This window comes from Azospirillum cavernae (assembly GCF_003590795.1).
In the GTDB taxonomy this organism is placed as follows: domain Bacteria; phylum Pseudomonadota; class Alphaproteobacteria; order Azospirillales; family Azospirillaceae; genus Azospirillum; species Azospirillum cavernae.
In genome coordinates this window covers 1,676,581-1,702,121 of the sequence record NZ_QYUL01000001.1, presented here as the reverse complement: position 1 = coordinate 1,702,121, position 25,541 = coordinate 1,676,581, and the positions used below count along the sequence as shown (strand labels likewise).

The following is a 25,541-nucleotide window of genomic DNA, read 5'->3' as shown; positions in this document are numbered from 1 at the left end:
CCAAACGCGTTGTGATCGACAAGACGTAACGCATCGCCCGGTCCTCGACCAGTCCCCGCCTGTCAAAAGCTAACGCTTCGCCGCCTCGCGCAGCAGGGACGCGGCAAAATTGACCAGCAGCGACAGGGTCATCAGCACCATCCCCAACCCCAGCGCGGTGGGCAGATCGCCCTTGCTGGTTTCCAGCGCGATGGCGGTGGTCATCACGCGGGTGGCGTGTTCGATGTTGCCGCCGACGATCATCACCGCGCCAACCTCCGCCGAAGCCCGACCGAACCCGGCCAGCACGGTGGTCAACAGGCTCCAGCGCGCTTCCGACAGCAGTGTCGTCAACGTGTGGAACGGCCCGGCTCCGGTGACGCGCAGCAAATCGTCATACTCGACCAGCAGATCCTCCACCGTCTGGCGGGCCAGCGAGGCGACGATGGGAACGATCAACACCGTCTGCGCCACGATCATCGCGGTCGGCGTGAACAGCAGCCCCAGAACGCCAAAGGGGCCGGAGCGCGACAGCAGCAAAAACACCACCAGCCCGACCACCACCGGCGGCAGCCCCATCAGGGTGTTCAGCAGCACCGACAGCCCGCGCCGTCCGGGAAAGCGCAGGGCGGCGACGGCGGCCCCCAGCGGCAGGCCGATGAGCGTGGCGGCCAGAACGGCGGTCAGGCTGACCCGCAGCGACAGGCCGACGATGCGCGTCAACCCGTCGTCCAGCGTCACGATCATCTGAAGGGCGGTGGTCAGAGCCTGGGTGAAGTCCTGCATCGGGTCCGGTTGGGGTCAGCCCTGGGGCGCGGGGCGATGGTTGGGCTTGCCGCCGCGACGGCGGTCGCCCATGCTTGGCCGCATGAGCAACACGCCCCTCACCATACAGCCGGATCCGGCGAACCCCAAGCTGACCGAACGCGTGTCCGGCCTGGACCAGGACGGACGCCCGGTCGAAACCTCAGTCACCGTCGAGCGTCCCTTGACGCTCTATCTGAACGGGCAGGAGATCGTCACCATGATGACGATCGGCGATTACCCGGATTGTCTGGCGGTCGGCTATCTGCTGAACCAGAACATGCTGCGGCGCGACGACCGCATCACCGCCATCGACGTGGACGAGGAGACCGACACGGTGGTCGTCCGCACCGAACGCGCCACCGATTACGAAGCCAAGCTGAAGAAAAAGACCCTCACCTCGGGCTGCGCCCAAGGCACCGCCTTTGGCGACGTGATGGAGGTGTTCGAGACGGTGCGGCTGCCGCCCGACGCCCGCCTGCGCACCTCCTGGATCTACGCGCTCTCCAAGGCGATCAACCTGACGCCGAGTCTGTATCTGGAGGCTGGGGCCATCCATGGCTGCGTGCTGTGCCAGGAGGACCGCCCGCTGGTCTATATGGAGGATGTCGGGCGGCACAACGCGGTGGACAAGGTGGCCGGGTGGATGCATCTGAACCATGTTTCGGCTGCGGACAAAATCTTTTACACGACGGGTCGTTTGACCTCCGAAATGGTTATCAAGACGGTGCAGATGGGGATTCCGATCCTGATCTCCCGCTCTGGCTTCACCGCTTGGGGGGTGCAGTTGGCGCGTCAGGCCAACGTGACCCTGGTGGGGCGGGCCAAGGGGCGGCGCTTTCTGGCGCTGGCCGGAACCGACCGTCTGATCTTCGACGCCGACCCCGCCGCAGCGGGCGAGGAAGACCAAAGGCACGGGCGCAAGGGGGGCCGCGCGGATGAGTGAGGTGGTGGGGTTGCTGCTGGCCGGCGGGTTGTCGCGCCGGATGGGCGGCGGCGACAAGAATTTGCAGCGGTTGGCCGGTCGGACGATTCTGGAGCGCGTCATCGACGCCGCCCGCCCGCAGGTCGGCGCGCTGGTGCTGAACGCCAATGGCGACCCGGCGCGCTTCGCCCAATTCGGCCTGCCGGTGGCGGCGGACGTCGTCGGCGGCTATCCGGGGCCGTTGGCTGGGGTGCTGACCGGGCTGGAATGGGCGCGCGACCACGCGCCGGGCGCCCGTTGGGTCGTCACCTTCGCCACCGACGCGCCCTTTCTGCCGGGCGATCTGGTGACGCGCTTGGCGGCGGCGGTGGAGCGCGAGGGGGCGGATCTCGCCTGCGCCCGCTCCGACGGGCAGACCCATCCGGTCTTCGGGCTGTGGCCGGTGGCGCTGGCCGCCGATCTGCGCCGCGCCGTGGAGGAGGAGGGGGTGCGCAAGGTGGATGCCTGGACCGGGCGCTACCGGCTGGCGGTGGCCGATTTCTCCATTGATCCAGTCGATCCCTTCTTCAACGCCAACCGGCCCGAGGACATCGAAGAGGCCGAACGGCTGATGGTGTGGGGGGCCTCGCGGTGAGCGACGATCCGGCCTCGGAACCGTTGAACCGCATTGAAACCCTGCCGCTGGGAATCGTGGTGGAGCGTCGCGCCTCGACCAGCCCATGGGCCGAATGGTTCTGGCGGGTGGCGGCGGTAATCCCCGGCGCCGGGCCGGTCGAGCCGCCGGGCCGCGTGCTGCGCGCGGGCGAGGGCTGGACCCACACCCACGCGGCGACGCTGGAACTGGAGCTGTTCCGCACCGACACCGAAGGCTACCGCCTGAATCTGTCGCAGGATCCGCCCCGCCTGTGGGTGGTGCTGCGCCCCGACGCGGAGGGCGACGGGATGGTCCCCGTCGTCGTCACCGCGTCCGCCCATGAGGGGGAGGGCTATCAGGTCGGCATGGATGTGGTGGAAACCGTGCCGATGCCGCCGGAAATCGCCGCTCTGGTCCGGGATTTCGTCGATCAACATCATGTCGACGTCCCGTTCGAGAAGCGCGAGCGCAAACGCCATTTCGACAAGGACGGCAAACGGGGCGGTGGGCCGCGATGAGCGACGAAGCGTTCCTGTCGCGCTGGTCGCGGTTGAAGCGCGCGTCGGCGACGCCGCCGGATCCCGCGCCGCCAACCACCGAGCCGCCGGTCGCGGCGGCGGCGCCCGAAGGGGCGGCGTTCGTGGAGACGGATGGGGACGCGCCGCCGCCTTCGGTGGACGAGGCCGCCGATCCTCTGGCCGATCTGCCCTCGGTTGAGGATTTGACCGCCGAGTCCGACTTCACCCCCTTCCTGCGCGCCGACGTGCCGGAGGATCTTCACCGGCAGGCGCTGCGCAAGCTGTGGACCTCCGACCCGGTCTACGCCAACGACGATGGGTTGAAGGACTACGCCGACGATTACACCGGCCTGTTCAACCTGAGCGAGCCGGTCAAAACGCTCTACCGCGTCGGGCGCGGCTTCCTGACCGATGACCCAGAATCTCCCTCTCCCCCCGGGGAGAGGGTCGGGGTGAGGGGGAGGCGTTGCCGGATGTTTCTACGGAAGCTGACAGCTTGCCTTCGCCGACCGACGCGTTGCCTTCGCCGGTCGAGACTCCGCTCTCCGACTCTGTCCTCGCCGCCGATCCCCCTTACCCCGCCCCTCTCCGCCCTGGGGATAATCTTGGGGAGAGGGAGGACGCGCCGCCGCCCCAATCCTGAGGCAAAACGTCGCATCCCATCGCGCCCCTTACAACGCAAGGGGCGCTCTGACAGCGCGAGCATAGCGCTTTCAGAAAGAGTGGTTTGGACCACATTTCCGCCCTGTCCTTTGTTGACAAAGCGTCTGGCCGGGCTTTCTTATTAACGACATCTGCCGTGTTAAGCCTCTGTCTGGCAAAGGCTTTTCGCAGATGCATCAAAATGGGCGAGGGTCCGCTTGGACCATTTGGCGAGGCGCTGAACGCCGCGCCGCAAAGCCTGTGCCATGTGGGTTGGGGAGGGTTTCGGCCTGTGGCCATAAGCGCCGATCACGCGGTTGACGACACGGACTCCGTCCCCTTGGCGGAGGAGGAGTTGTTGCGCGCGCGTCTTTACGGCCTGCTCGCCCGCCTGCTGCGCGCCCCGCCCGACGCCGATCTGCTGGCTGGTTTGTCGGCGATCCAGGGCGACGGCGGCCCGTTCGGCGACGCGCTCGATCGCTTGGCCAGCGCGGCGCGCGATGACGGCGCGGCGGCGGTGGCGGCGGAGCACACCATTCTCTTCATCGGCGTCGGCGGCAGCGAACGCCTGCCTTACGCCTCTTACTATTTGACCGGCTTCATGAACGAAAAGCCGCTGGCCGAACTGCGCGACGACATGGCCCGGTTGGGCATCGCGCGGGCCGACGGGGTGAGCGAGCCGGAAGACCATCTGGCCGCGCTGTTCGAGATGATGGCCGGGCTGATCGGCGGCGCCTTTGGTCTGTCTGATGGTGGGCCGGTCGGTTTGGTCGAGCAGCGGCGCTTTTACGACCGTCACATCGGCTCTTGGGCCGGGCGGTTCTTCGCGGATCTCCAGACCTCGCCCTCGGCGCGCTTTTATCGGGCGGTCGGGGCGGTCGGCGAACAGTTTTTGGCGGTCGAGGGCCGGGCCTTCGATCTTGCGGCGTGATGGACGGATGGACGGGAGCGAGACCATGACCGATCGGACGAAGACGGATAAGCCCAACAGCGCCCTGGCGCGGCGTGACCTGTTCCGCGTCGCCGGTCTTGGCGTCGGCGCGCTGGGCGCCGTCGCCGTCGGGGCGGTCGCCGTCACCGGACCCGCCGAAGCCGCGCCTGCCGATTCCACCACCACCACGGGCTACCGCGAGACCGACCATGTTCGGAAGGTCTACGAGCTGAGCCGCTTCTAAGAGGATCGCCCCGATGCTCATCAAGAAAAGCGCGGTCGCCGCCGGTGGCCGTCATCTGTCCCGCAGCCTGTCGCAGACCGTCGGCGCCGTCACCGGGGCCACGGTGGATCGCCGCGCCTTCCTGCGCGGCTCCGGCCTTGCCGCTGGCGGCGCGGCGCTCGCCGCGACGATGCCCTTTGGCATGGTGAAGAAGGCGGACGCCGCCGGTCCGGCGACCGCCGCCGCTGGCGCGCCGATCAAGCAGCTTAAGACCATCTGCACCCATTGTTCGGTCGGCTGCACCGTGGTGGCAGAGGTTCAGAACGGCGTGTGGATCGGCCAGGAACCCGGTTTCGACAGCCCGATCAATCTGGGCGCCCATTGCGCCAAGGGCGCGGCTGTGCGCGAACACGCGCATGGCGAACGCCGCCTGCGCTATCCGATGAAGATGGTCAACGGCGTCTGGACCCGCCTGTCCTGGGATCAGGCGATCCAGGAGGTCGGCGACAAGCTGTTGGAGATCCGGCAGAAATCCGGCCCCGACGCGGTGTTCTGGCTGGGGTCGGCCAAGCACAGCAACGAACAGGCCTATCTGTTCCGCAAATTCGCCGCTCTCTGGGGCACCAACAACGTCGATCATCAGGCGCGCATCTGCCACTCGACGACGGTGGCGGGCGTGGCCAACGTCTGGGGCTACGGCGCCATGACGAACAGCTACAACGACATCCAGAAGTCGAAGGCGCTGTTCTTCATCGGCTCCAACGCCGCCGAGGCGCACCCGGTGTCGATGCTCCACATCCTGAAGGCCAAGGAGCAGAACAACGCGCCGCTGATCGTCGCCGATCCGCGCTTCACCCGCACCGCCGCCAAGGCCGACGAATACATCCGCTTCCGCCCCGGCACCGACGTCGGCCTGATCTGGGGCATCCTCTGGCACATTCTGGAGAATGGCTGGGAGGACAAGGACTACATCGCCAAGCGCGTCTACGGCTTTGACGACATCCGCGCCGAGGTCGCCAAATGGACCCCGGCGGAGGTGGAGCGCGTGACCGGCGTTCCCGGCTCGCAGCTCAAGCGCGTGGCCCGCACGCTGGCGTCGAACCGGCCCGGCACGCTGGTCTGGTGCATGGGCGGCACCCAGCACCACATCGGCAACAACAACACGCGGGCCTATTGCGTCCTGCAATTGGCGCTGGGCAACATCGGCGTGTCGGGTGGCGGCACCAACATTTTCCGTGGCCACGACAACGTCCAGGGCGCGACCGACTTCGGCGTGACGTCGGACAGCTTGCCCGGCTATTACGGTTTGGCCGACGGAGCGTGGAAGCATTGGGCGCGCGTGTGGGAACTGCCCTATGAGAGCGTCCTCGCCCGCTTCGCCTCCAAAGAGTTGATGGAGAAGACCGGCATTCCGGTGTCGCGTTGGTACGACGGCGTGCTGGAAGCCAAGGAGAACATCGACCAGCCGGAATCCTTGAAGGCGATGGTCTTCTGGGGCCACGCGCCGAACAGCCAGGTGCGTTTGCCGGAAATGAAGAAGGCGATGGAGAAGCTGGAGCTTCTCGTCGTCGTCGATCCCTACCCGACGATGACGGCGGTGCTGTCGGATCGGAAGGACAATTTCTATCTGCTGCCCGCCGCCACCCAGTTCGAGACCTACGGGTCGCGGACGGCGTCGAACCGTTCGGTGCAGTGGGGCGAGAAGATCATCGAACCGCTGTTCGAGGCGAAGACCGATCATGAGATCATGTATCTGTTCGCCAAGAAATTCGGGATCGACAAGGATCTGTTCAAGAACATCAAGGTCAACGGGAATGAGCCGCTGATCGAGGACATCACGCGCGAGTGGAATCGCGGCATGTGGTCGGTCGGTTACACCGGCCAGTCGCCGGAGCGCATGAAGCTGCACATGCAGCATCAGGCGACCTTCGACAAGACGACGCTGCGCGCCGTCGGCGGTCCCTGCGATGGCGAATTCTTCGGCCTGCCCTGGCCCTGCTGGGGCACGCCGGAGATGAAGCATCCGGGCAGCGCCAACCTCTACGACACCTCGCTGCCGGTGGCCGAGGGCGGCGGCGCCTTCCGCGCCCGTTTTGGGGTGGAGCGCAACGGCGTGACCCTGCTGGCCGAAGGCTCCTACCCGGAAGGCTCGCCGATCAAGGACGGCTATCCGGAAGTCACCATGGCGATGCTGCAAAAGCTGGGCTTCGACAAGGATCTGACGGCGGAGGAACTGGCGGTCATCCAGAAGATCGGCGGCGAGAAGATCGGCGCGGTGTCCTGGACCACCGACCTGTCGGGCGGCATCCAGCGCGTCGCGGTCAAGAACGGCCTGAACCCGCCGGGCAACGCCAAGGCGCGTTGCGTCGCCTGGAACTTCCCCGATCCGGTGCCGATCCATCGCGAACCGCTCTACACCCCGCGCCGTGATCTGGTCGCCAGCTACCCGACCTACAAGGACACCAAGTCCTGGCGCCTGCCGACTCTCTACAAGTCGATTCAGGACCGCGACGTGTCCAAGGAATACCCGATCATCCTCACCTCGGGCCGTTTGGTCGAGTATGAGGGCGGCGGCGACGAAACCCGGTCCAACCCCTGGCTGGCCGAGTTGCAGCAGGACATGTTCGTGGAGATGAACCCGTTCGACGCCAACAACGCCGGAATCAAGGACGGCCAAATGGTGTGGGTCGAAGGGGCCGAGAAGGGCCGCGTCAAGGTCAAGGCGATGGTGACGGAACGGGTGGGGCGCGGCGTCGCCTTCATGCCCTTCCATTTCGGCGGCTGGTATCAGGGGCAGGATCTGCGGTCGAAATACCCCAAGGGGGCCGACCCGATCGTGCTGGGCGAGGCGGCGAACACCGCCACGACCTATGGCTATGATTCGGTGACGCAGATGCAGGAAACCAAAACCACCCTTTGCCGCATCGCGGCGGTTTGAGCACGGGAGCGCTGAACCATGGCCCGCATGAAATTCCTGTGCGACGCGGAACGCTGCATCGAATGCAACGCCTGCGTCACCGCCTGCAAGAACGAGAATGAGGTTCCCTGGGGCGTCAACCGCCGCCGGGTCGTGACCATCAACGACGGCAAGCCGGGCGAACGGACGATCTCCGTCGCCTGCATGCATTGCTCCGACGCGCCTTGCAAGGCGGTCTGCCCGGTCGATTGTTTCTATCAGACCGACCAGGGCGTGGTGCTGCACAACAAGGATCTGTGCATCGGCTGCGGCTATTGCTTCTACGCCTGCCCGTTTGGCGCGCCGCAATACCCGCAGGCGGGCAATTTCGGCACGCGCGGCAAGATGGACAAATGCACCTTCTGCTCCGGCGGCCCGGAAGAGGACATGTCCGAAGCCGAATTCAAGAAATACGGGCGCAACCGTCTGGCCGAAGGCAAGCTGCCGCTGTGCGCCGAAATGTGCTCGACCAAGGCGCTGTTGGCCGGTGACGCCGACAAGGTGTCGGACATCTACCGCGAGCGTGTCGTCGCCCGTGGTTTCGGTTCCGGCGCCTGGGGTTGGGGCACGGCCTACCAGACCAAGAACGGGCAGGAGCGCGACCAGCTTCGCGAGCGCAAGCAGGGGCAATGACCATGCGCGGTCTTTGCCTGATCGCGGCGGCGTCCGTCGCCCTGCTGGCCGGGTGCCAGGAGGATTCGGCGCCGCGCCCGATCCACATTGAGAAGGGCGTCTACCAGGGCGCCCCCGACACGCCGCGCACCGAAGACGAGCTGCGGGCGCTCCAGCAGCGCGCCGCGACTCAACGATTCTGAGCGGGAGAGACACGATGACGCGGCGCCTGCCCCTTTGCATGATGGCTCTGGCTCTTGTCGGCGGGTTGACCATCGCCGCTCCGGCGCTGGCCGCTCCCAGCGACGCGCCGCCGGTGCCGACCCAGATCGAAGGGGTGAATCGGGGCGACGTCTGGCAGGCCGTGCGGACCGGCCAGACGGTGGGCGTCGTCTCGATCCCCGACAAAAAAGCCGCTGTGCTGATCCAGTCGGAGGGGGAGGCGTGGCGCGCCCTGCGCAACGGGCCGCTCAGCCAATACGGCTCCTGGGTGTTGGGCGGGATTTTCGCGGTTTTGGCGCTGTTTTTCCTGCTGCGCGGGCGGATTCGCATCGACGGGGCCAAGACCGGAAAAACCATCCAGCGCTTCAACGCCTTTGAACGCGCCGCCCATTGGTTGACGGCGGGCAGCTTCGTCGTGCTCGCCGTGTCGGGCCTCAATCTGCTGTATGGGCGTTTCACCCTGTTGCCGCTGTTGGGGCCGCAGCCTTTCGCGACGCTGACGCATTACGGCAAGCTCGCCCACAATTTCCTCGGCTTCGCCTTCATCCTTGGGCTGCTGTTGATCTTCCTGCTGTGGGTGCGCCACAACATTCCCGAACGTCATGATCTGGTGTGGTTCCTGAAGGCGGGCGGCCTGTTTTCCAAGGGCGTTCACCCTCCGGCCCGCAAGTTCAACGGTGGCCAGAAGGTGATTTTCTGGTCCACCGTGGTTGGCGGCGGGATGCTGGCCTTCACCGGCGTGCAACTGATCTTCCCCTTCAGCTTCGCCACCCTGGCCGAATTGCAACTGTTCCAGTTGGGCCACGCGGCCATCGCCATCGTCATGATCGCGATCATCGTCGCCCACATCTACATCGGCTCGGTCGGCATGGAGGGCGCCTTCGCCGCCATGGGCGACGGGCAAGTCGAACTGCAATGGGCGCGCGAGCATCATTCCCTGTGGGTCGAGGAAGTGACTGGCGAGAAGCCCGGCCATCACCACAGCCACGGGACTCCGGCGGAGTAGAGCTTGATTTGCGCGGGGACTTCGCAGCGCTTCTCCCTCTCCCGCGAAGCGGGGGAGGGCCGGGGAGGGGGAAAAAGCGAACCGTTCCGACGCTCTTGACGCCGCTCCGCCGATCTGGCTCGCTGCGCTCCGATCCTGACGGAGCCAACCCCCGATGACACAGCTTGCCAATCTGACCGAACGCCGGGCGATCATCGACGCCTGCCTCGCCATGAACCGGCTGGGCGTCAATCAAGGCGCGTCGGGCAATCTGTCGATGCGGATCGCCGACGGCTTTCTCGTCACCCCGACGAGCCTGCCTTATGACGAGATGACGCCGGAGGACATCGTCGCAATGGGCTTCGACGGCACGTACGTCGGCGCGCGCCGCCCCTCGTCGGAATGGCGGTTTCACCGCGACATTCTGCGCGCGCGCGCCGACGTGGACGTCGTGCTGCACGCGCACCCGACCTTCGCCACGGCGCTGGCCGTGCATGGTCACGGCATCCCCAGCTTTCATTACATGGTGGCGCTGGCTGGCGGCGATTCGATCCGCTGCGCGCCCTACGCCACCTTCGGGACGCAAGAACTGTCCGACCACGCGCTTGCCGCGCTGGACGGGCGGTTGGCCTGCCTGCTGGCGAACCACGGCATGATCGTTCTGGGCAAAAGCGTCAAAGCGGCGTTGGCCTTGGCGGTGGAGGTCGAAACGCTGGCCCGCCAGTATCTTTACGCCCAACAGCTTGGCGAGCCGGTGATCCTGCCGCCCGCCGAAATCGCGCGGGTGGCCGAAAAGATGCGCCGGATGAAGTACGGTCAACCCATCGACGACAACGACGCCCCAGAGGACACGGCTCGCCCGCGCGCGTGACCGCTGTTACGGCGTCAGTTGCGCCATCGGCTTGTGCGAGGCGACGCGCAGCAGCGGGCGCGCGCCGCCAATGGCGTCGAGTTGCAGGGAACGCTCTTCCGCCGGGGGCTGGTAAATGGCGGGCAGGGTCAGGGTGATGCGGGCGCCTTGGCCCGGTTCGCTCGTCACCTCGATGTCGCCGCCCAGCATGGCGGTGTAATGGCCGACCAGAGTCAGCCCCAGACCGGCGCCGCGCCGCTTGCCGCTGGTCGGCACCGCGCCGCCCTGGACGAAGGGCTGGAACAGCCGTCCGGTTTGCGCGCTGGGGAAGCCGCGCCCGGTGTCGGTCACGGTGAAACGGAACCAGGACACGCCGTCGCGCTCGGTCTTTTCGGCCCCTAGGACAATCGAGCCGCTCTGGGTGAATTTGCAGGCGTTATCCAGCAGGTTGAGCAGGGCCTGCCGCACCTTGGTGAAATCGGAATGCATCGCGCCCAGCCCGGCGGCGGCGGCGATGTCCAGGCTGTTGTCGTGCAGATCGGCGTTGGGCAGGCTGCGTTCGCGGACCTCGACCAACAGGCGGTTGACGTCGAAATCCTGAAGGCAGACGTCCATCGCCCCAGCCTCGATTTTGGCGTAATCGAGCAGCGAATCGACCAGCCCGACGAGCTGTTCGCTGGTCCATTGGATGTGTTCGACGTCGGTCGCCAACTCGGTCACGCCCAGCCGGTGCAACTCGCTCATCAGGGTTTGGCTGGATTGGATGATGTCGGTCAGCGGGCTGTGCAGTTGCTGGCCCATGTTGACCAGAAAATTGGTCTTGGCCTCGTTGGCGTTTTCGGCGCGGGCCTTGTCGCGCAGCAACGCGCTCGTCTGAATGTCGCTTTCCTGCCGCTCGCGTTCGGTGGCCTCGGCGGTGGCGCGCAGGCGGTGAACGGCGCGCGCCATGGCGGCGATTTCGTCGTCGCCCCGGATGGCGGGCAATGGGAAATTCGTCTGTCCAGCGGCCAGCGCCGTCACCGCGTCGGCCATGCTGTGAACGGGCCGCCCAACGCTGCGCTGGACCAGCCACACCGCCAGCAGACCGAGCAGCAGAATCACGCCGCCGACGGACAGGGCGATCGTGGTGTAGCCGCTCATGCTGCTCGTGAGGGCGCTGCGCAACCCATCGGCCCCGCCGTCGGCGCGGCGGCGCACCTCGCCGATGTTGGCGGCGATTCCGGCGGCGTTGGGGGCCATCGCGTCGGCGCGCAGCCCGTCCTCCTCCACCACCGTCGCTTCGACGCGGGTTATGTTGTCGTCGGCCTTGGCCAGAAGATCGCCGACCTCGCCGATGATCTGGCGGGTGCCGGACACCCACAGATAACGGTTCATCTCCGCCAGCTTGTTGCGGGCGTTGGCCAACTCCGTCCGCATCGCCTCGGCGTCCAGCGGATCGCGGCGCTCGACGTAGCGGGACAGATGCTCTTGCATCAGCAGGACGGCGACGGTGGCGTCGCCGGCCAGCGCGCTCGAATCGACGCCGCCGGCGTTCTTCAACTGCCCAAGCTTTTCGCGGGTCTGGCTGACCAGCGGTTCCAACGCGGTGATGATGCGGGTGTTGCGGTCGTTGCGCAGGGCGATGATGCGCTGCACCGCCGTCCAGTAATCGCTGAGCGAGGCGTTGGCCTTGGCCAGCGCCGTCTGGTCGGCGGGGTCGGTGGCGGCCTTGGTCAGCGTTGCGAGTCGCTCGCTGATGCTGTCATGGCGCAACGTGGCGTCGAGCAGGCTTTGGTCGTCGCCATAGGTCAGATGATCGCGGACCGACACCTCAAGATCGCGCAAGGCGATGTCGGCGTCGGCCGCTGTTTGCGAGATGTCGGCGCTGTTGGAAAAGGCGCCGACGTCGCGGCTCACCGCGTAGAACCAGCCAAGGCCAACGATGGTCAGCGCCAGCACCAAAGCCAACGCCACGCCAAAGCCGACCGAGATCCGGGAGGCCACGGTCATCGCGCGGAATCGGGGCAGGCCGCCGCTCCGGGACAGAATGCCGCTCCGCTTCACGCCAACTCCCGCACGCGATGTCCAATCCAAAAAGGCGCGGGGCGAAGGGCCGCCGCGCGGGCGGGATTGTAGCTTGGCGCGCTCGTCTCGCAAACAGGCAAGTGGAGGTTACGCGTCGTCCGTCGGGTTTGAAAAGGCGTAGGCCTGCATGCCGAGGCTGCCATGCTCGAACCCGGCGTGCAGTCGTTCGGCCCGCGCGCCTTCGCCCGCCGCGCCGAAGGCGACCGGCAGGGGCAGGAAATGCTCGTCGCTGGGGTGGGCGCGGCGGGCGTCGGGGCTGCCGGTCTGCCAGTTGGCCAGCGCCTCGGAGTCGCCAGCGGTGAGCGTGGCGTCGAGCCAGTTGGCGAAGTCGCCAGCCCAACGGGCCACCGCGCCGCCGCCGAACTGGAACTCCCGCAGATTGTGAACCGCGCCGCCGCTGCCCAGAATCAACACGCCTTCGCGGCGCAGCGCGGCCAGTTGCCGACCCATCGCGATGTGGTCGGCGGCGCTGCGCCCCGGTTGAACCGCGACCTGCGCCACCGGAATATCGGCCTCGGGGTACATCAGCATCATTGGCACCCAAGCGCCGTGATCCAGCCCTTGTGTGGGGTCCACCACGGCGTCGGTCAGTCCGGCGACCCGCTCGGCCAGCGCGGGCGCGCCGGGAGCCGGGTAGCGCCGTTGATAGAGCGCGTCGGGAAAGCCATAGAAATCATGGACGGTTTCCGGCGCGACGGCGCCGCTGACCGCTGGTCGCCGGGTGGTCCAATGGGCCGAGACGGCGAGAACCGCGCTGGGGCGTCCGAGTCGGGTTCCCAGCCCGGCGAGAAAATCCCGACCAGGGCTGTTTTCCAGAATCAGGGTGGGGGCGCCGTGGGAAACGAAGACGGAGGGAAAGACGGTCATGTTGGGTCGGACTCCAGCCGGGCCGTGGGGCGGGGCAAGCGATAGATGGGGGGCTGGCGACCATTGGACCAAAGAAAAACCCCAGCGGCTAGGCTGGGGTTTTCCGAAACTCTGTTCTCAGTTCCGCAACAAACAGGGCGGCGGACCCGAAGAGAGTTATGTATCTGCGATCAATGCAGGTGCTTGGGCAGTTCGCCGATCGACTGCTCGATCAACAGATCCGCCTGGGCGGCCTGGAGACCGCCAGCCAGAAGACGACGGCTGGCGTCGATGGCGACATCGACGGTCAGGTTGCGCACTTCCAACACCGCAGCGGCTTCCGCCTGGGCGATGCGGGTCAAGGCCTGCGCCTCGCGACGCTTCAACGCCGCCTCGAGATCGGCGCCGGCCTGCGCGCGCAGACGGGCCGCTTCTTCGCGGGCGTGGGACAGGATGGCGTCCGCTTCCTTCAGCGCGTCGGCCTGACGGCGCTGATAGCCGCTGAGCAGGGCGAGAGCGTCCTTGTGCAGACGCTCGGCCTCGTCCAGTTCGGCGCGGATCTTGGCGGCGCGGGCGTCGAGCAGGGCGGTGATCGCCGCCGAAGCCTTCTTCCACACCAGGGCCATGAAAATGACGAAGGAGACGGCGACCCAGAATTCAGGCTTTTGGATCATCACCGGCGCTCCTCAATCACAGCGGCCACAGCGGCTTCGGCCTGCGCCGAGTCGACGTCGATTCCAGCCAGACGGCTGGCGATGTCGCGGGCGATGTCGGCCGATGCGATGCGGACGTTGGCGATGGCCTGTTCCTTGGCCGATGCGATGGACGCTTCGGCGGCGGTCAGACGGGCGGAAAGGTCGGCGTTGAGCGCGGCCTGACGGGCCTGATTGTTCGCCTCGATCTCCGCGCTGGCCTGACCGATGAGGGTCAACGCCTCGGCGCGGGCGCCGGCGAGGGACTTCTCGACCTGGGCCAGAACGGCTTCGGCCTCTTCCTTCAACTGGGCGGCCTTGGCGAGGTCGCGCGAAATGCGCTCTTGCCGCGCCTCCAGAACCTCGGCCACGCGCGGGAGCGCTTTTTTGGACATGAGGTAATAGAGAACGCCGAAGGTCAGCGCCAACCAGAAGATCTGGGTCGGGAAATTGGCGGGATTGAGCTGCGGCAGGCCGCCGGAAGCGTGCTCGCCGCCGTGCGCCGCGTCCGGAGCGTGCTCCGCCGCAGCCGCCAGGACAGTGCCAGCCATCGTGGTGAGGGTGACGAGCGAAACGCCCGCCACACCCGACCAGCGGGCCAGCCGGCCTTTGGCCAACAGGTTCGGCATGATCGGTCCCCCTAGGCAAAGGAGCGGCGCCGCAACGTCCCGAAGGAAGCTCGGCGCCGCGTCAGAGCGTTGTTTTGTAAAGAGCCGCTCTGGCCTTAGGCGAACAGGATCAAGAAGGCGATCAGCAGGGCGAACAGCGCGACGGCTTCCGTCAAAGCGAAGCCCAGAATGCCGATCGGGAAAACCTTCGGCTGGACGGCCGGGTTGCGGGCGATCGAGCTGATGAGCGTCGAGAAGATGTTGCCGATACCCAGGCCGACGCCGGCGAGGGCGATAACGGCCAGACCGGCACCGATGAACTTGGCGGCTTCAGCTTCCATGGTACTCATTCCTCTAGGTAAGTGTGAACTCAATGGAACAGGGAGAAGACAGGCTGGCTTGCGGTTTGGTTAGTGCAGTTCCAGCGCGTCGCGGATGTACAGGCAGGTCAGGATCGAGAAGACGTAGGCTTGCAGGAACGCCACCAGGAACTCGAAGCCGGTCAACGCGACGTTGATGGCCAGCGGGACGAGGCCGGTGACGAAGCCCAGCGCGCCAAGGCCGCTGATCATCAGAACCGTAAAGCCGGCAAACACCTTCAGCATCGTGTGACCGGCCATCATGTTGGCGAACAGTCGGATCGAGAGGCTGACGGGGCGCATCACGTAGGAGATCACCTCGATCGGGATGAGGATCGGAGCGAGCGCCACCGGAGCGCCGTGCGGCATGAAGAAGGAGAAGAAATGCAGGCCGTGCTTGAGGAGGGCCAGGATCGTGACGAACACGAACACCGTCGCCGCCAGCGCGAAGGTCACGATGATGTGGCTGGTGAAGGTGAAGGTGTAGGGGATCATGCCGATCATGTTGCCGATCAACACGAACATGAAGATCGAGAACACGAAGGGGAAGTAGGGCTTGGCGTCGTGCCCGGCGTTGTCGCGGACCAGACCGGCGACAAATTCGTAGGACACTTCGGCCAGCGACTGCAAACGGCCGGGAACCATCGACTTGTTCGCCATGCCGACGACCAGCAGCGCGTAGATCAGCGCCACGGCCACGACCATGAACAAGGCGGAGTTCGTGAACGACACGTCGTAACCGCCGAGCACGATCTGGAACAACGGGTTGATTTGGAACTGGTGAAGCGGATCCAAGGTCGTCCTCGCTCAGTGTGCGTCGCCGTCTTGGCGCTCGTTGTCGTCCCCAGTGGGCCGGCCATAGCCGGCGGCGATGCCGAGACCAGTGACGGCCCGGTAGACATTCAGCACTCCCGCCGCCGCCCCGAAGAAGAACATGACGATCAGTCCCCAGGGCGCGGTGCCGAGCCAACGGTCGAACAAAAGTCCGCCGCCGACGCCGACGATCATGGCCGCCACCAACTCCGTCCCTATGCGCCACGCGGTGGCCATCGCTCCCTGGGGAGGGCGGTGGTATTTGCTACCAGGTCCGCCCGACCAGCCACGCTGTCCTTCTCGCGCTTTGCGCAAACGGGCGTCGAGGTCTTCCAACGGGTTCGGAGGGGTGTTGTTGGTCACAGCGCCCCGCCATTCCCGTTGGCCCGCAGCCATACGAAAGCGGCGAGACCATACGGTCGGGGCGCAACCCTGTCAAGTCGCAAAACCCTCTGCATAACCTGTTGAAACATAACAATAAAATCGAAATGGGCGTGGTTTATGCCGCGCTGCGGCGTGTTGTCTCGCTTCGCGGCGTGAAAAAACCAAGTGGTATGACCGGAAAACCGGGCTTTTTCGCCATTCCAGGGCCTGTTGACGGGGGGATTCATCGGTCAACCCGCGATTCGCGTGCCAAGGTCTTGGGCGATGCGGTCGGCGGTGGTCCCCGCCGGGTAGACTCCGACGAATCCGCCATCCGGCCCCATCAGATAGATGAAGCTGGAGTGATCCATCAGGTAATCCTCCGGCTTTCCATCCTTTTGCGGGGCCTTGGCGTAATAGACGCGGTAGGCCCGCGCGGTGTCGCGCACCTGCTCCGCCGTGCCGGTCAGGCCGACCAGGTTGGGGTGGAACAGGGCGACGTAATCCTTCAGGTGCGCCACAGTGTCGCGCTCGGGATCCACCGAAATGAACAGGGGTTGGACCTTGTCCGACTGCCGACCCAGCAGATCAAGCGCCTTGGCCATCACGCCCAACTCAGTGGGGCAGACGTCCGGGCAATAGGTGTAGCCGAAATAGATCAGCAGGTATTTCCCGCGATAATCGGCGTCGGTGACGGCTTTGCCGGTCTGGTCCGTCATGGTGAAGGGGCCGCCGATGGGCACGGCGCTTTTGGTCGCGCTTTGCACCATTGAGGAGACGTTGTTGACCTGCCACCAGGCGATGCCGGCGGACACGGCGAGGGCCAGAGCGGAGGCGGCGGCGATACGGAGGAGGCGGGCCTTCATCATGCGCCAGGAATGGGCCTGTCCGCCGTGAAGGTCAAGAGGGTGAAAGCGGGCGTCGGGTTGCAAAAGATCGGCGCGTTCCAGAATCGGGTTGAAGCTGGACTTGTCGGGCGCAGGCGCGCTGTCTTAAGTTTGGCGCGCCGCCGTGATCGGTCCTTCCTGTCTTGAGGTCTCATGCGTTCGCTGTCGTCACTTCGCACGTTGGCTCTTCTGGCGCTCTGCGCCACCGGGGGGAGCCTGTCGGCGCGCGCGTCCGACGCGATCGGGGTGCGGATGATGAGCGTCTCAGCGCCCGAGCGCGGGGCGACGCTCGCTCTGACCGTGTGGTATCCGGCCGGAAGCGGGGGCAAGCCCGAGCGCGTCGGGGCGAACAGCGTGTTCGCAGGGGTCTCCGCCTTGCGGGACGCGGCGATGGCCGATGGCGTGTTTCCGGTGGTGGTGGTCGCGCATGGCGGCTTGCGCGCCGCGCCGCATCAAAGCGGCTGGATCAGCGCCCGTCTGGCCGAACGCGGCTACATCGTCGCGGCGGTTCAGCCGCCGGTTCTGGAAGCAAGCGAGGCGGCGCGGGCCGTCGCCGAGGTTGGCCTTCGCCCAGCCGATCTGTCGGCGGCCTTGTCGGCGGTGGAGGGCGATCCGTCGGTGCGGCCGCACGCCGATATGGAAAAAGTGGCGGCTGTGGGGTTCTTCCTCGGCGGCGCCTCGTCCTTGGCTTTGGTGGGCGCGCGGCTCGACCCCGAACGCTACCGGCGCCTGTGCGACGGCCCCAACGGGGGGCCGGATTGCGCGTGGTTCGCCAAGGCGGGCGTCGATCTGCATCAGGTTGACGTCGCGCCGTTGACCCGGCCTCACCGTGATCCTCGCCTTCGCACCGCCGTGGTCATCGACCCGGAACTGAGCGGAAGCTTTTCCTGGGATGGTCTGGCCGAGATCGCGGCGCCGACGACCATCATCAATCTGGGCGCGCGGGGCGAGACTCCCCCCTGGCTGGAGGCGGCGGAGTTGGGGGCGGCGGCGCCGACCGCGCGCTACATCCGGTTGCCGGGCGCCAACGCCTTCAGCCTGTTCGGCGTCTGCACGCCACGCGGAGCCGCCATCCTGCGGGCCGAGGGCGAGGATGAGGCGCTGTGCAAGGAGGGCGCCGTCTCGCGGGAAGACCAGCACGCGCAACTCGCCGCGATGATCGCGGCGGCGTTGCTGCGCGGGTTCTCGACGCTTCCCTGACTTGGGGCTTCCCTGACTGGGCGACGGGCGGTTAGGCCGCCGCGCGGGACTGTCGGGCCAGATGCGCGCCGATGCGCTTGTCGGAGCGTTGGATGTGCTCGAACAGCCATTCCCGAACCAGAGCCAGCAGATCGTCGCCGACCGAAGCCTCCCCAGCTTCCAACCGCTGCTTCAGGGCGGCGGCGCGTTGGCGCAGCGCGTCGTGCTGGGCCTTGTGGGCGATCTGGTCGGGGTAGCCGCTGCGCTCCATGACCCGCTCTTCCTGCTCGAAATGGAGCACAGTGTAGGCCAGCAGACGCTCGATGGCGGCGGTCAGGACGGCGCGGTCGGCCCGTTCGGCGATGCGGGACGCGGCCTCGTTCAGCAGAGCGATCAGAATCATGTGATCGGTGTCGATGCCCTCGTCGCCGACGGTCAGCTCGTCGCTCCAGGCCATGAACACCGCCGCGCCGTCGGCGGATTTTCCGTCATGCAGCGTCACCAGCGGGGCGGCGTTGATCGCCTCGACGTTGACCAGAAAGGCGTCGACCATGCCGCGCAGGGCGTCGGCCTGTTGCGACAAACCGCCCGCCGCGTTCAACAACTCCTCCGCCGACCGTTCGGTGTCCAGCGCGGCGGCGGACACCGCTTCGATGCTGTCCGACACTTGACGGGCGCCATGGGCGGCGTCCGACGCGCTGCGGGCGATCTCGTCGGTGGCCGCGCCCTGCTGCTGGACGGCGGAGGCGATGGAGGCGCCGATCTCGTCGTTGCGGGCGACGATGCCGCCGATGTCGCGGATGGCGTCCACGGCGGTGCGCGTCGCGTCCTGAACCTGGGCGATGTGGAGGCCGATTTCCTCGGTGGCCTTGGCCGTCTGCCCGGCGAGATTCTTGACCTCTCCGGCGACGACGGCGAAGCCCTTGCCCATCTCCCCGGCGCGGGCCGCTTCAATGGTGGCGTTGAGCGCCAACAGGTTGGTCTGGCTGGCGATTCCGGCGATCAAGTCGGCGACCTCGCCGATTTTCTGGGCCGCGCTGCCCAACCCGTCAATCTGCGCGCCCGCGCGTTGCGACGCGGCGACGGCTTGGCTGGAGATGGTCGAGGAGGTGACGACCTGCTCGCCAATCACGGCGATGGCGCCGGTCAACTCCTCCGCCGCCGCCGCGACGGTCTGCACGCTGTTGGACGCCTGTTGCGAGGCGGTGGCGACGGACGTCGCCTCCTGCCGGTTGCGGTCGGCGGTTGACGACAGGCTGCGGGCGGTGGCTTCCAGCGTGCCGACGGCGGCGCCAACGGAGCGGATGGTGTCGGCCACGGTGGCGTCGAATCGGTCCGTCAACCGCTTGAGCGCGCGGGCGCGCTGTTCGGTGACGCGCAGGTCGATCTGTTGCCGTTCCCAATGGCGGGCAAGGTCGATCTGCTGGACGCGGAACACCTCGACCGTGCGGGCCATGGCGCCGATTTCGTCGCGGCGTTCGGTGTCGGGGACCGTCACCGCGCTGTCGCCATCGGCCAGCGCCTGCATCACGCGGCCCATCGCGTCCAGCGGGCGGATGATGGCGCGGCTGACCAGAAGGGCGACGAGGGTCGCCGCCAGAGCGATCAGCAGACCAATGGCGCCCAAGCGCAGGGCGGCGTCGTGGAACGCGGCGTCGACATCGTCGATGTAGATGCCCGATCCGACCAGCCAGCCCCATGGGGTGAAGCCCATCACGTAGGACAGCTTGGGCGCCGGCTTGGCGAAACCCGGTTTGGGCCATTGGTAATCGACGAATCCGGCCCCACTGGCCTTGACCACGCGGACGAACTCGACGAACAGCTTTTTCCCGGTCGGGTCAGCGTCTTGCGACAGATCCTTGCCGTCGAGTTCCGGCTTGATCGGGTGCATCATCATCCGGGGCGACAGGTCGGTTAGGAAGAAATATTCAGACCCGTCGTGACGCAGCGCCCGCAAAGCCGCTTTGGCCGCCGCCTGGGCAGCGTCTCGACTAAGGCTTCCGGCGCGCTCTTGCGCTTCGTAATGGGCGATCAGGGTGTGAGCGACCTCCACCACGTTGCGGGTCTTGTCCTGACGGTCGGCCATCATTTCGCTTCGCAGCCCGAGCAGGCTGACGATGGCGACCAGGAGAAGCCCGACGCCGGCGGCCGCCAGAATCACCCCGATTTTGCCCTTGATGCTGATGCGCTCAAACACGGCCAACGGTCCTCCGGTCACAAATCTGTCATTTGCATAAAATTTTTGTGACTTTTGCCGTCACCCCTATGCTCGTCAAGACGTATCGTTTGCTGGACTGATTTTTTCCGGAGTCACGCATCAAAAACACACGGCGACGTGCGTTTGTTGGCGCGCGGCGATGGCTTCATTCCAAACCCGCGCGCCGATTCAATTTTTTGTTACAAAACGGTCAGCATGCTGGCGACCAAGGGGTGACGGACGATGTCCTTTTCCGTCAGGCGAGCGACCGCGATTCCCTCCACCGCTTCCAGCCGCCGGGCGATGTCGGCCAGACCGGACAAATTGTCGAGCAGGTCGGTCTGGTCGGGGTCGCCGGTCAAAACCATGGTGGAATGCCAGCCCAACCGGGTCAGCAGCATCTTGATTTGGGAATAGGTGCAGTTCTGGGCCTCGTCGATCACGACGAAGGCGTTGTTCAGCGTCCGTCCGCGCATGTAGCCAATCGGGGCGACCTCGATGGTTCCCTCGGCCATCAGGGCGCGCAGGCGCTTGGCTCCCATCCGGTCGGACAGCGCGTCGGTCAGCGGGCGCAGGAAGGGCGCCATCTTTTCGTGCATGTCGCCGGGCAGATAGCCGATGCTCTCGCCCGCTTCCAGCGCCGGGCGGGAGAGGACGATGCGGTCGACGCTGCCCTCCTCCAACGCCTCGACCGCCGCCGAGATCGCCAAATAGGTCTTGCCGGTCCCCGCCGGACCCAGGGCGACCACCAGATTGTGGGTGGCGATGGCGTCCATCAGCGCCTTCTGATTCGCGTTCTGCGGCTTGACCGTGCGCAGATAGCTTTGGTCGCGCCGCTCCTCTCCGGCCAGCGGATCCCAGCCGGACCGGCTGGGGAACAGGGGGAGGACGGTCGATTCATCCCGTGTGGACGCCGGTGTGCTGGCGATCGCTTTGCTCGAACGTTTGGCCATGACGCGTCTCCTCGACAGTGGGGGTGGCGCTGATTCCGGGCACAAAAAAACCTCCCGACGGTGGGAGGTTCGTTGATCGACGATGCTGGATGGCGGGCGCTGCGGGACGAAGGAGTTTTGAGGGACGGGGGAACTCTGCCGTCGCGCGGTGACGGCGAAGGGCCGCCGTTGCGCTGGCCCCTGCGGGCGGAAGAGACTTGCGGTCTCGTTTGAGCGGACACAGGCGCAAATGACCCTCGTCGTCGTGGCGACCCACTGAGGCGCAGGATGAGCGCGGAGCGGGCGGCGCGCCAGATGGAATTGCGCATGACTCGAAATATTCACACCATATGTGGTGTGGCGGACACGCCACAGGCTGGGCGGTTGGGCGCGGCGGCGGCGGGCGAAAGGCTTTGCCGCAAGCGGCGGCATTGGCTACTATTCGGCGCAATGGGGATTTTCGGCGTTGATTCTGGGCGATGCCGTCCTTGCGGTGGGATTCGCTTGAACCAAGGCCGGGCGGACGGCTAGAAGTCGGGACGCCGACGCGTCGTCGCCGTCACCAACGATGTGCAAAAGATTGAAGACCGAAGATCACCCGTTCGGGTGGCGGGTCGGGTGGGGTGGCATGAGCGGGTCGGGTCGGCAGGAACAGACGGGAAGGCAGCGGTGAGCAGCGCCAATCAGGTTGCCGAACGGGACGCGCCGTTCCAGTTGCGGGGCAATTCCTTCACCATGATGGTGTTGAAGGTCAACGCTCCGAATTCCCAAGATTTTTTCCCGCAGTTGAACGTGAAGGTTCGGCAGGCGCCGAATTTCTTCCGCAACGCCCCCGTCGTGCTGGATTTCGATGAGCTGCCGGACACGGTGGTCTTCGATCTCGCCGCCTTTGTGGCGCAGGTGCGGGCGCATCATCTGCTGCCGGTCGGCTTCCAAGGTGGCCCTCGTCCGGTGCAGGAGGCCGCGCTCGCCGCCGGTCTGACGCCGATGCCGACCGGGCGCGCCGCCAAGCTGGAGGTCGCCAAGGGACCGGACCCGCGCGCCGCCAACCCGGCGGCGACGGTCACGATCGAGGTGGTGCACCGTCCGGCCGTCGTGGTGACGGAGCCGGTGCGCTCCGGCATGCAGGTTTACGCCGAAAAGACCGACCTCATCATCACGGCGTCGGTGTCGCCGGGGGCGGAGCTGCTGGCCGACGGCAACATTCACGTGTATGGCGCGCTGCGCGGTCGGGCGCTGGCCGGGGTGTCGGGCGACATCAACGCCCGCGTGTTCTGCCACAGCCTGGAGGCCGAGGTCGTCTCTGTCGCAGGGATTTACCGCGTCAGCGAAGACATCGGCAGTGACTTTTTCAAGAAGCCGGTGCAGGTTTTCCTGCGTGAAGGGGTTTTGCGCATGGACCTGCTGAAGACGGTCTGAGCGACAGGGTTTTGGTGTTGGCAACTTTGGGATTATGGGAGAGGCTCCGTTGAGCAAGATCATCGTCATGACCTCCGGCAAGGGCGGTGTCGGCAAGACGACCTCGTCCGCCGCGTTCGCAACCGGGTTGGCCTTGCGCGGTTTCAAGACGGTCGTCATCGATTTCGACGTTGGTCTGCGCAACCTCGATCTCGTCATGGGCTGCGAACGCCGGGTCGTCTTCGACTTCATCAACGTCATCAACGGCGAAGCCAAGCTGAGCCAGGCGCTGATCAAGGACAAGCGGATCGACAATCTGTACATCCTGCCGACCTCGCAGACCCGCGACAAGGACGCGCTGACCCCCGCCGGCGTGGAGCGCGTCCTGAACGATCTGTCGAAGGAGTTCGACTACATCCTGTGCGACAGCCCGGCGGGCATCGAGCGCGGGGCGTTGATGTCGCTCTATTTCGCCGATCACGCCATCATCGTCACCAACCCGGAAGTGTCGTCGGTGCGCGACAGCGACCGCATCCTCGGCGTGCTGGCCTCGCGCTCGCGCCGGGCGGAGCAGGGGTTGGAGCCGGTGACGCAGCAGCTTTTGCTGACCCGCTACGACCCGGAACGGGTGGAGCGCGGCGAGATGCTGAAGGTCGACGACGTGCTGGAGATCCTCGCCATTCCGCTGCTCGGCGTGATCCCGGAAAGCCAGGCGGTGCTGCGCGCGTCGAACGTCGGCATGCCGGTGATTTTGGACGAGGCGTCGAACGCCGGTCAGGCTTACACCGACGCGGTTGGCCGTTTCCTGGGCGACGAGATCGAACATCGCTTCGTCAGCCCCCAGAAGAAGGGCCTGTTCAGCCGTCTCCTGCGGAGGAGCGCATGAGCATCTTCAGCTTTTTCCGCTCGGCCCCCCGGCCGTCGGCGGTGCAGGCCAAGGAGCGCTTGCAGATCGTCATGGCGCATGAGCGCGCCGGGCGGACCGGGCCGGATTACCTGCCGATGCTCCAGCAAGAGCTGTTGGCGGTGATCGCCAAATACATCGACATCGACCAGAACAAGGTCGAGGTGAAGCTGGACCGTGGCGGCGATTGCTCCACCCTGGAACTCAACATCGAGCTTCCGGCGCGCGAGCAACTGAAGTCGGCGATGGCCGCCGTCAAGAAGCCCGATCTGAAGCCGTCGGCCAGCGCGGACCAGGATGACGAGGATGACAAGCTGGCCGCCAACGGCCCGCTGACCAATGGCGGCGTCAAGAAGCGCCACTGACCAGAAGCGCCGCTGAGCCGAACTCGGTTGGGTGTTTGCAACCCTGCGTTCCGCCGCGCGCCGCGTGGACCGGACGCAGGGTTTTTTCATGCCTGGAAACGGGCGCGGGACGCGGCGTCGCCGGACCACGCCCTCCGTCTGGGTTTACGGGGGACGCCGGACGCGGTATTTACGAACGACGCGCTGTGAAAGACCAATCGGGACAAGGCTCTGCATCGCGGCGCGCGGTCAACGGGATGACGCCATCTTGGATGGCGTCATCGGACAATGAGGGTTCCGATGTTCATCGACTGCTCGTCGCTGCTGCCCGTCAACCCGCCGCGTCTGTCGAACGGCGTCGCGGTGGTCGATCTTGACGGGGATGGCGTGTTCGAGCTGGTGGTGGCCGGATACCGCACCCACAATCTGGTTTTGAAATGGGACGGCGCCCGTCTGGTGGACGTCGCCGGGCCGCTGCTGGCCGACCCGACCGGCTGCGCCATCGGGCTGGCCGCCGCCGACATCGACGGCGATGGCCGGGAAGAGCTGTATGTCGTCAATTCCGATCAGGCCAGCGGGCCAAAGGACGTGGCGGATCGGCTGTTCGCCTGCTTTGGCAAACATTGGCTCGACCTGTTGGGGCAACCGGAAAACGCGGCGGCGGGCAATCGGACGGCGGCGCGCGCGGTGGCGGCGCTCGACCGCTTCGGCCATGGTCGTTACGGCTTTGTGGTGGCGACCGACGGCGGGCCGCTGCGTCTGCTGGAGCTGAGCCGCCGGGGCCGTCTGGAGGATGGGGCGGAAGAGGCTGGGTTGGACGTCATCGTCGCCGCGCGCGGGGTGGCGGGGCTGCCCATCGTCTCCGACCGCATGGATCTGGTGGTTCTGAACGACGGCGGCCCCAATCAGCTTTTCCGCAATCTGGGCGACGGCAATTTCGAGGAAATCGCCGAGGAGCGGGGAATCGCCGATTCCCGCGCCCCCAACCGGGCGGTGGCGGCGATCGACGCCGATGGCGACGGGCTGTTCGGTCTGTTGATCGGCGGTTGGGACGGCGCGCAGCGCTTGTTTCAGCAGCGCTCGGGTGGCGGCTTCGTCGATCTGGCCGAAGGCGATCTGTCGATGCCGGGGCGGGTGACGACGGTGGTGGTCGCCGATTTCGACAATGACGGCTATGAGGAGCTGTTCTTCCACACCCAGGGTGAGCCGAACCGCCTGTTTGGCTGGCGCGAGGAATCATGGCAGGAACTGCCGTTGGGCGACGCCGCCGAACCGAAGGGGTCGGGAACCGGCGCGGTGGCGGTGGACATCGACGGCGATGGCCGCCTGGAGCTGGTTCTGGCGCATGGCGACGGAACGGCGCAACCGCTGTCCATTTTCCGGCCGGAAGCGAATCATCATGGGTGGTTGCGCGTCATGCCCTTGACCCCCTATGGCGCCCCGGCGCGCGGCGCCATGGTGAGTTGTGTCGCGCAGGGGCGGCGGCAACGCCGGATCGTTTGCGCCGGATCGGGCTATCTGTGCCAGGGCGAGCCGGTCGCCCATTTCGGTTTGGGGCCGTGCCATGAGGTTGAGCGGATCGAAGTGCGCTGGCCCGACGGCAGCGTGGTTGAGGTTGAAAATCCGCCGATTGGCCGGGTTTTGACGGTGCCATATCCGCCGGAATGACCTTAC

General features: G+C 66.3%; 27 protein-coding genes. 16 read left to right on the top strand and 11 right to left on the bottom strand.

What is annotated here, in order from left to right:
* Window positions 1-69 precede the first annotated feature (69 nt).
* Window positions 70-765 (bottom strand): ABC transporter permease, encoded by a 696-nt coding sequence (locus D3877_RS07735; RefSeq protein ID WP_119830076.1) that lies wholly within the window; start codon window positions 763-765, stop codon window positions 70-72.
* 82 nt (window positions 766-847) lie between these two features.
* On the opposite strand from D3877_RS07735, the gene fdhD reads away from it, so the two are divergent.
* The 11 genes from fdhD (at window position 848) to D3877_RS07680 (ending at window position 10,302) form a co-directional block, all read left to right on the top strand.
* Entirely contained in the window at window positions 848-1,729 is an 882-nt protein-coding gene (gene fdhD / locus D3877_RS07730) for a formate dehydrogenase accessory sulfurtransferase FdhD (protein WP_119830854.1), read from the top strand.
* Window positions 1,722-2,342, top strand: coding sequence for a molybdenum cofactor guanylyltransferase MobA (gene mobA / locus D3877_RS07725; protein WP_119830075.1), 621 nt, complete (start codon window positions 1,722-1,724; stop codon window positions 2,340-2,342). The genes fdhD and mobA overlap by 8 nt, the downstream gene beginning before the upstream one ends.
* Window positions 2,339-2,860, top strand: a complete 522-nt coding sequence (locus D3877_RS07720) for a DUF3305 domain-containing protein (protein ID WP_119830853.1) — start codon at window positions 2,339-2,341, stop codon at window positions 2,858-2,860. Before mobA ends, D3877_RS07720 begins: the two co-directional genes overlap by 4 nt.
* Window positions 2,857-3,648 (top strand): DUF3306 domain-containing protein, encoded by a 792-nt coding sequence (locus D3877_RS07715; RefSeq protein ID WP_119830074.1) that lies wholly within the window; start codon window positions 2,857-2,859, stop codon window positions 3,646-3,648. Before D3877_RS07720 ends, D3877_RS07715 begins: the two co-directional genes overlap by 4 nt.
* A gap of 56 nt (window positions 3,649-3,704) precedes the next feature.
* Window positions 3,705-4,433 (top strand): TorD/DmsD family molecular chaperone, encoded by a 729-nt coding sequence (locus D3877_RS07710; protein WP_119830073.1) that lies wholly within the window; start codon window positions 3,705-3,707, stop codon window positions 4,431-4,433.
* 25 nt (window positions 4,434-4,458) lie between these two features.
* Entirely contained in the window at window positions 4,459-4,677 is a 219-nt protein-coding gene (locus D3877_RS07705; protein ID WP_119830852.1) for a formate dehydrogenase, read from the top strand.
* A gap of 13 nt (window positions 4,678-4,690) precedes the next feature.
* On the top strand, window positions 4,691-7,594 hold the full coding sequence (locus D3877_RS07700; RefSeq protein ID WP_119830072.1) for a formate dehydrogenase subunit alpha: 2,904 nt from the start codon (window positions 4,691-4,693) through the stop codon (window positions 7,592-7,594).
* 18 nt (window positions 7,595-7,612) lie between these two features.
* Window positions 7,613-8,245, top strand: coding sequence for a formate dehydrogenase FDH3 subunit beta (gene fdh3B, locus D3877_RS07695; RefSeq protein ID WP_119830071.1), 633 nt, complete (start codon window positions 7,613-7,615; stop codon window positions 8,243-8,245).
* A 2-nt stretch (window positions 8,246-8,247) separates the two neighbouring features.
* A complete protein-coding gene (locus D3877_RS07690) occupies window positions 8,248-8,427 on the top strand; it encodes a hypothetical protein (protein ID WP_147395104.1) in 180 nt (59 codons plus the stop codon).
* 14 nt (window positions 8,428-8,441) lie between these two features.
* Window positions 8,442-9,452, top strand: coding sequence for a formate dehydrogenase subunit gamma (locus D3877_RS07685; RefSeq protein WP_119830069.1), 1,011 nt, complete (start codon window positions 8,442-8,444; stop codon window positions 9,450-9,452).
* Between the two features lie 154 nt (window positions 9,453-9,606).
* Window positions 9,607-10,302, top strand: coding sequence for a class II aldolase/adducin family protein (locus D3877_RS07680; protein ID WP_119830068.1), 696 nt, complete (start codon window positions 9,607-9,609; stop codon window positions 10,300-10,302).
* A gap of 6 nt (window positions 10,303-10,308) precedes the next feature.
* Here the strand turns inward: D3877_RS07680 and D3877_RS07675 are convergent, their stop codons facing one another.
* The 8 genes from D3877_RS07675 to D3877_RS07640 form a co-directional block, all read right to left on the bottom strand.
* The gene (locus tag D3877_RS07675; protein WP_119830851.1) at window positions 10,309-12,270 is read right to left on the bottom strand and encodes a sensor histidine kinase; all 1,962 of its coding nucleotides are present in this window, start codon (window positions 12,268-12,270) and stop codon (window positions 10,309-10,311) included.
* A gap of 162 nt (window positions 12,271-12,432) precedes the next feature.
* Entirely contained in the window at window positions 12,433-13,212 is a 780-nt protein-coding gene (locus D3877_RS07670; RefSeq protein ID WP_119830067.1) for a DODA-type extradiol aromatic ring-opening family dioxygenase, read from the bottom strand.
* 170 nt (window positions 13,213-13,382) lie between these two features.
* On the bottom strand, window positions 13,383-13,865 hold the full coding sequence (locus tag D3877_RS07665) for a F0F1 ATP synthase subunit B family protein (RefSeq protein WP_199720720.1): 483 nt from the start codon (window positions 13,863-13,865) through the stop codon (window positions 13,383-13,385).
* Window positions 13,865-14,512, bottom strand: coding sequence for a F0F1 ATP synthase subunit B family protein (locus tag D3877_RS07660; RefSeq protein ID WP_119830066.1), 648 nt, complete (start codon window positions 14,510-14,512; stop codon window positions 13,865-13,867). Before D3877_RS07660 ends, D3877_RS07665 begins: the two co-directional genes overlap by 1 nt.
* Window positions 14,513-14,607: 95 nt before the next feature.
* Window positions 14,608-14,832: an ATP synthase subunit C family protein gene (locus D3877_RS07655; protein WP_119830065.1), complete on the bottom strand. Its 225-nt coding sequence runs from the start codon at window positions 14,830-14,832 to the stop codon at window positions 14,608-14,610.
* Window positions 14,833-14,901: 69 nt separating this feature from the next.
* Window positions 14,902-15,645, bottom strand: coding sequence for a F0F1 ATP synthase subunit A (locus D3877_RS07650; RefSeq protein ID WP_119830064.1), 744 nt, complete (start codon window positions 15,643-15,645; stop codon window positions 14,902-14,904).
* 12 nt (window positions 15,646-15,657) lie between these two features.
* A complete protein-coding gene (locus tag D3877_RS07645) occupies window positions 15,658-16,026 on the bottom strand; it encodes an AtpZ/AtpI family protein (RefSeq protein WP_119830063.1) in 369 nt (122 codons plus the stop codon).
* A 251-nt stretch (window positions 16,027-16,277) separates the two neighbouring features.
* Window positions 16,278-16,892, bottom strand: coding sequence for an SCO family protein (locus D3877_RS07640; protein ID WP_119830849.1), 615 nt, complete (start codon window positions 16,890-16,892; stop codon window positions 16,278-16,280).
* A gap of 174 nt (window positions 16,893-17,066) precedes the next feature.
* Here D3877_RS07640 and D3877_RS07635 point away from each other — a divergent pair, with 174 nt between their 5' ends.
* A complete protein-coding gene (locus D3877_RS07635; protein WP_119830062.1) occupies window positions 17,067-18,113 on the top strand; it encodes an alpha/beta hydrolase family protein in 1,047 nt (348 codons plus the stop codon).
* 31 nt (window positions 18,114-18,144) lie between these two features.
* Here D3877_RS07635 and D3877_RS07630 read toward each other — a convergent pair whose 3' ends face one another.
* Both D3877_RS07630 and D3877_RS07625 read right to left on the bottom strand, forming a co-directional pair.
* Window positions 18,145-20,289, bottom strand: a complete 2,145-nt coding sequence (locus tag D3877_RS07630; RefSeq protein WP_119830848.1) for a bacteriohemerythrin — start codon at window positions 20,287-20,289, stop codon at window positions 18,145-18,147.
* Between the two features lie 200 nt (window positions 20,290-20,489).
* Entirely contained in the window at window positions 20,490-21,242 is a 753-nt protein-coding gene (locus tag D3877_RS07625) for a PhoH family protein (protein ID WP_119830061.1), read from the bottom strand.
* Window positions 21,243-21,890: 648 nt separating this feature from the next.
* Between D3877_RS07625 and minC the strand changes: the two genes are divergently transcribed.
* The 4 genes from minC to D3877_RS07605 all read left to right on the top strand — a co-directional run bounded on the left by minC (window position 21,891) and on the right by D3877_RS07605 (window position 25,535).
* Window positions 21,891-22,640: a septum site-determining protein MinC gene (minC, locus tag D3877_RS07620; protein WP_119830060.1), complete on the top strand. Its 750-nt coding sequence runs from the start codon at window positions 21,891-21,893 to the stop codon at window positions 22,638-22,640.
* A 49-nt stretch (window positions 22,641-22,689) separates the two neighbouring features.
* Window positions 22,690-23,505 (top strand): septum site-determining protein MinD, encoded by an 816-nt coding sequence (gene minD, locus D3877_RS07615; protein ID WP_119830847.1) that lies wholly within the window; start codon window positions 22,690-22,692, stop codon window positions 23,503-23,505.
* Complete coding sequence (minE, locus tag D3877_RS31130; protein ID WP_119830059.1) at window positions 23,502-23,888, top strand: cell division topological specificity factor MinE; 387 nt, start codon at window positions 23,502-23,504, stop codon at window positions 23,886-23,888. Before minD ends, minE begins: the two co-directional genes overlap by 4 nt.
* Before the next feature lie 279 nt (window positions 23,889-24,167).
* Window positions 24,168-25,535: a CRTAC1 family protein gene (locus D3877_RS07605; protein WP_119830058.1), complete on the top strand. Its 1,368-nt coding sequence runs from the start codon at window positions 24,168-24,170 to the stop codon at window positions 25,533-25,535.
* The last annotated feature ends 6 nt before the right edge of the window (window positions 25,536-25,541 follow it).

Coding starts and splice junctions, on each gene's coding strand:
- D3877_RS07680 (WP_119830068.1), top strand. CDS start 9,607: ATGACACAGCTTGCCAATCTGACCGAACGCCGGGCGATCATCGACGCC.
- D3877_RS07675 (WP_119830851.1), bottom strand. CDS start 12,270: ATGACCGTGGCCTCCCGGATCTCGGTCGGCTTTGGCGTGGCGTTGGCT.
- D3877_RS07660 (WP_119830066.1), bottom strand. CDS start 14,512: ATGCCGAACCTGTTGGCCAAAGGCCGGCTGGCCCGCTGGTCGGGTGTG.
- fdhD (WP_119830854.1), top strand. CDS start 848: ATGAGCAACACGCCCCTCACCATACAGCCGGATCCGGCGAACCCCAAG.
- D3877_RS07605 (WP_119830058.1), top strand. CDS start 24,168: ATGTTCATCGACTGCTCGTCGCTGCTGCCCGTCAACCCGCCGCGTCTG.
- mobA (WP_119830075.1), top strand. CDS start 1,722: ATGAGTGAGGTGGTGGGGTTGCTGCTGGCCGGCGGGTTGTCGCGCCGG.
- D3877_RS07640 (WP_119830849.1), bottom strand. CDS start 16,892: ATGAAGGCCCGCCTCCTCCGTATCGCCGCCGCCTCCGCTCTGGCCCTC.
- D3877_RS07735 (WP_119830076.1), bottom strand. CDS start 765: ATGCAGGACTTCACCCAGGCTCTGACCACCGCCCTTCAGATGATCGTG.
- D3877_RS07685 (WP_119830069.1), top strand. CDS start 8,442: ATGACGCGGCGCCTGCCCCTTTGCATGATGGCTCTGGCTCTTGTCGGC.
- D3877_RS07670 (WP_119830067.1), bottom strand. CDS start 13,212: ATGACCGTCTTTCCCTCCGTCTTCGTTTCCCACGGCGCCCCCACCCTG.
- D3877_RS07665 (WP_199720720.1), bottom strand. CDS start 13,865: ATGATCCAAAAGCCTGAATTCTGGGTCGCCGTCTCCTTCGTCATTTTC.
- D3877_RS07705 (WP_119830852.1), top strand. CDS start 4,459: ATGACCGATCGGACGAAGACGGATAAGCCCAACAGCGCCCTGGCGCGG.
- D3877_RS07635 (WP_119830062.1), top strand. CDS start 17,067: ATGCGTTCGCTGTCGTCACTTCGCACGTTGGCTCTTCTGGCGCTCTGC.
- D3877_RS07710 (WP_119830073.1), top strand. CDS start 3,705: ATGGGCGAGGGTCCGCTTGGACCATTTGGCGAGGCGCTGAACGCCGCG.
- D3877_RS07655 (WP_119830065.1), bottom strand. CDS start 14,832: ATGGAAGCTGAAGCCGCCAAGTTCATCGGTGCCGGTCTGGCCGTTATC.
- D3877_RS07690 (WP_147395104.1), top strand. CDS start 8,248: ATGCGCGGTCTTTGCCTGATCGCGGCGGCGTCCGTCGCCCTGCTGGCC.
- D3877_RS07625 (WP_119830061.1), bottom strand. CDS start 21,242: ATGGCCAAACGTTCGAGCAAAGCGATCGCCAGCACACCGGCGTCCACA.
- minE (WP_119830059.1), top strand. CDS start 23,502: ATGAGCATCTTCAGCTTTTTCCGCTCGGCCCCCCGGCCGTCGGCGGTG.
- D3877_RS07700 (WP_119830072.1), top strand. CDS start 4,691: ATGCTCATCAAGAAAAGCGCGGTCGCCGCCGGTGGCCGTCATCTGTCC.
- fdh3B (WP_119830071.1), top strand. CDS start 7,613: ATGGCCCGCATGAAATTCCTGTGCGACGCGGAACGCTGCATCGAATGC.
- D3877_RS07715 (WP_119830074.1), top strand. CDS start 2,857: ATGAGCGACGAAGCGTTCCTGTCGCGCTGGTCGCGGTTGAAGCGCGCG.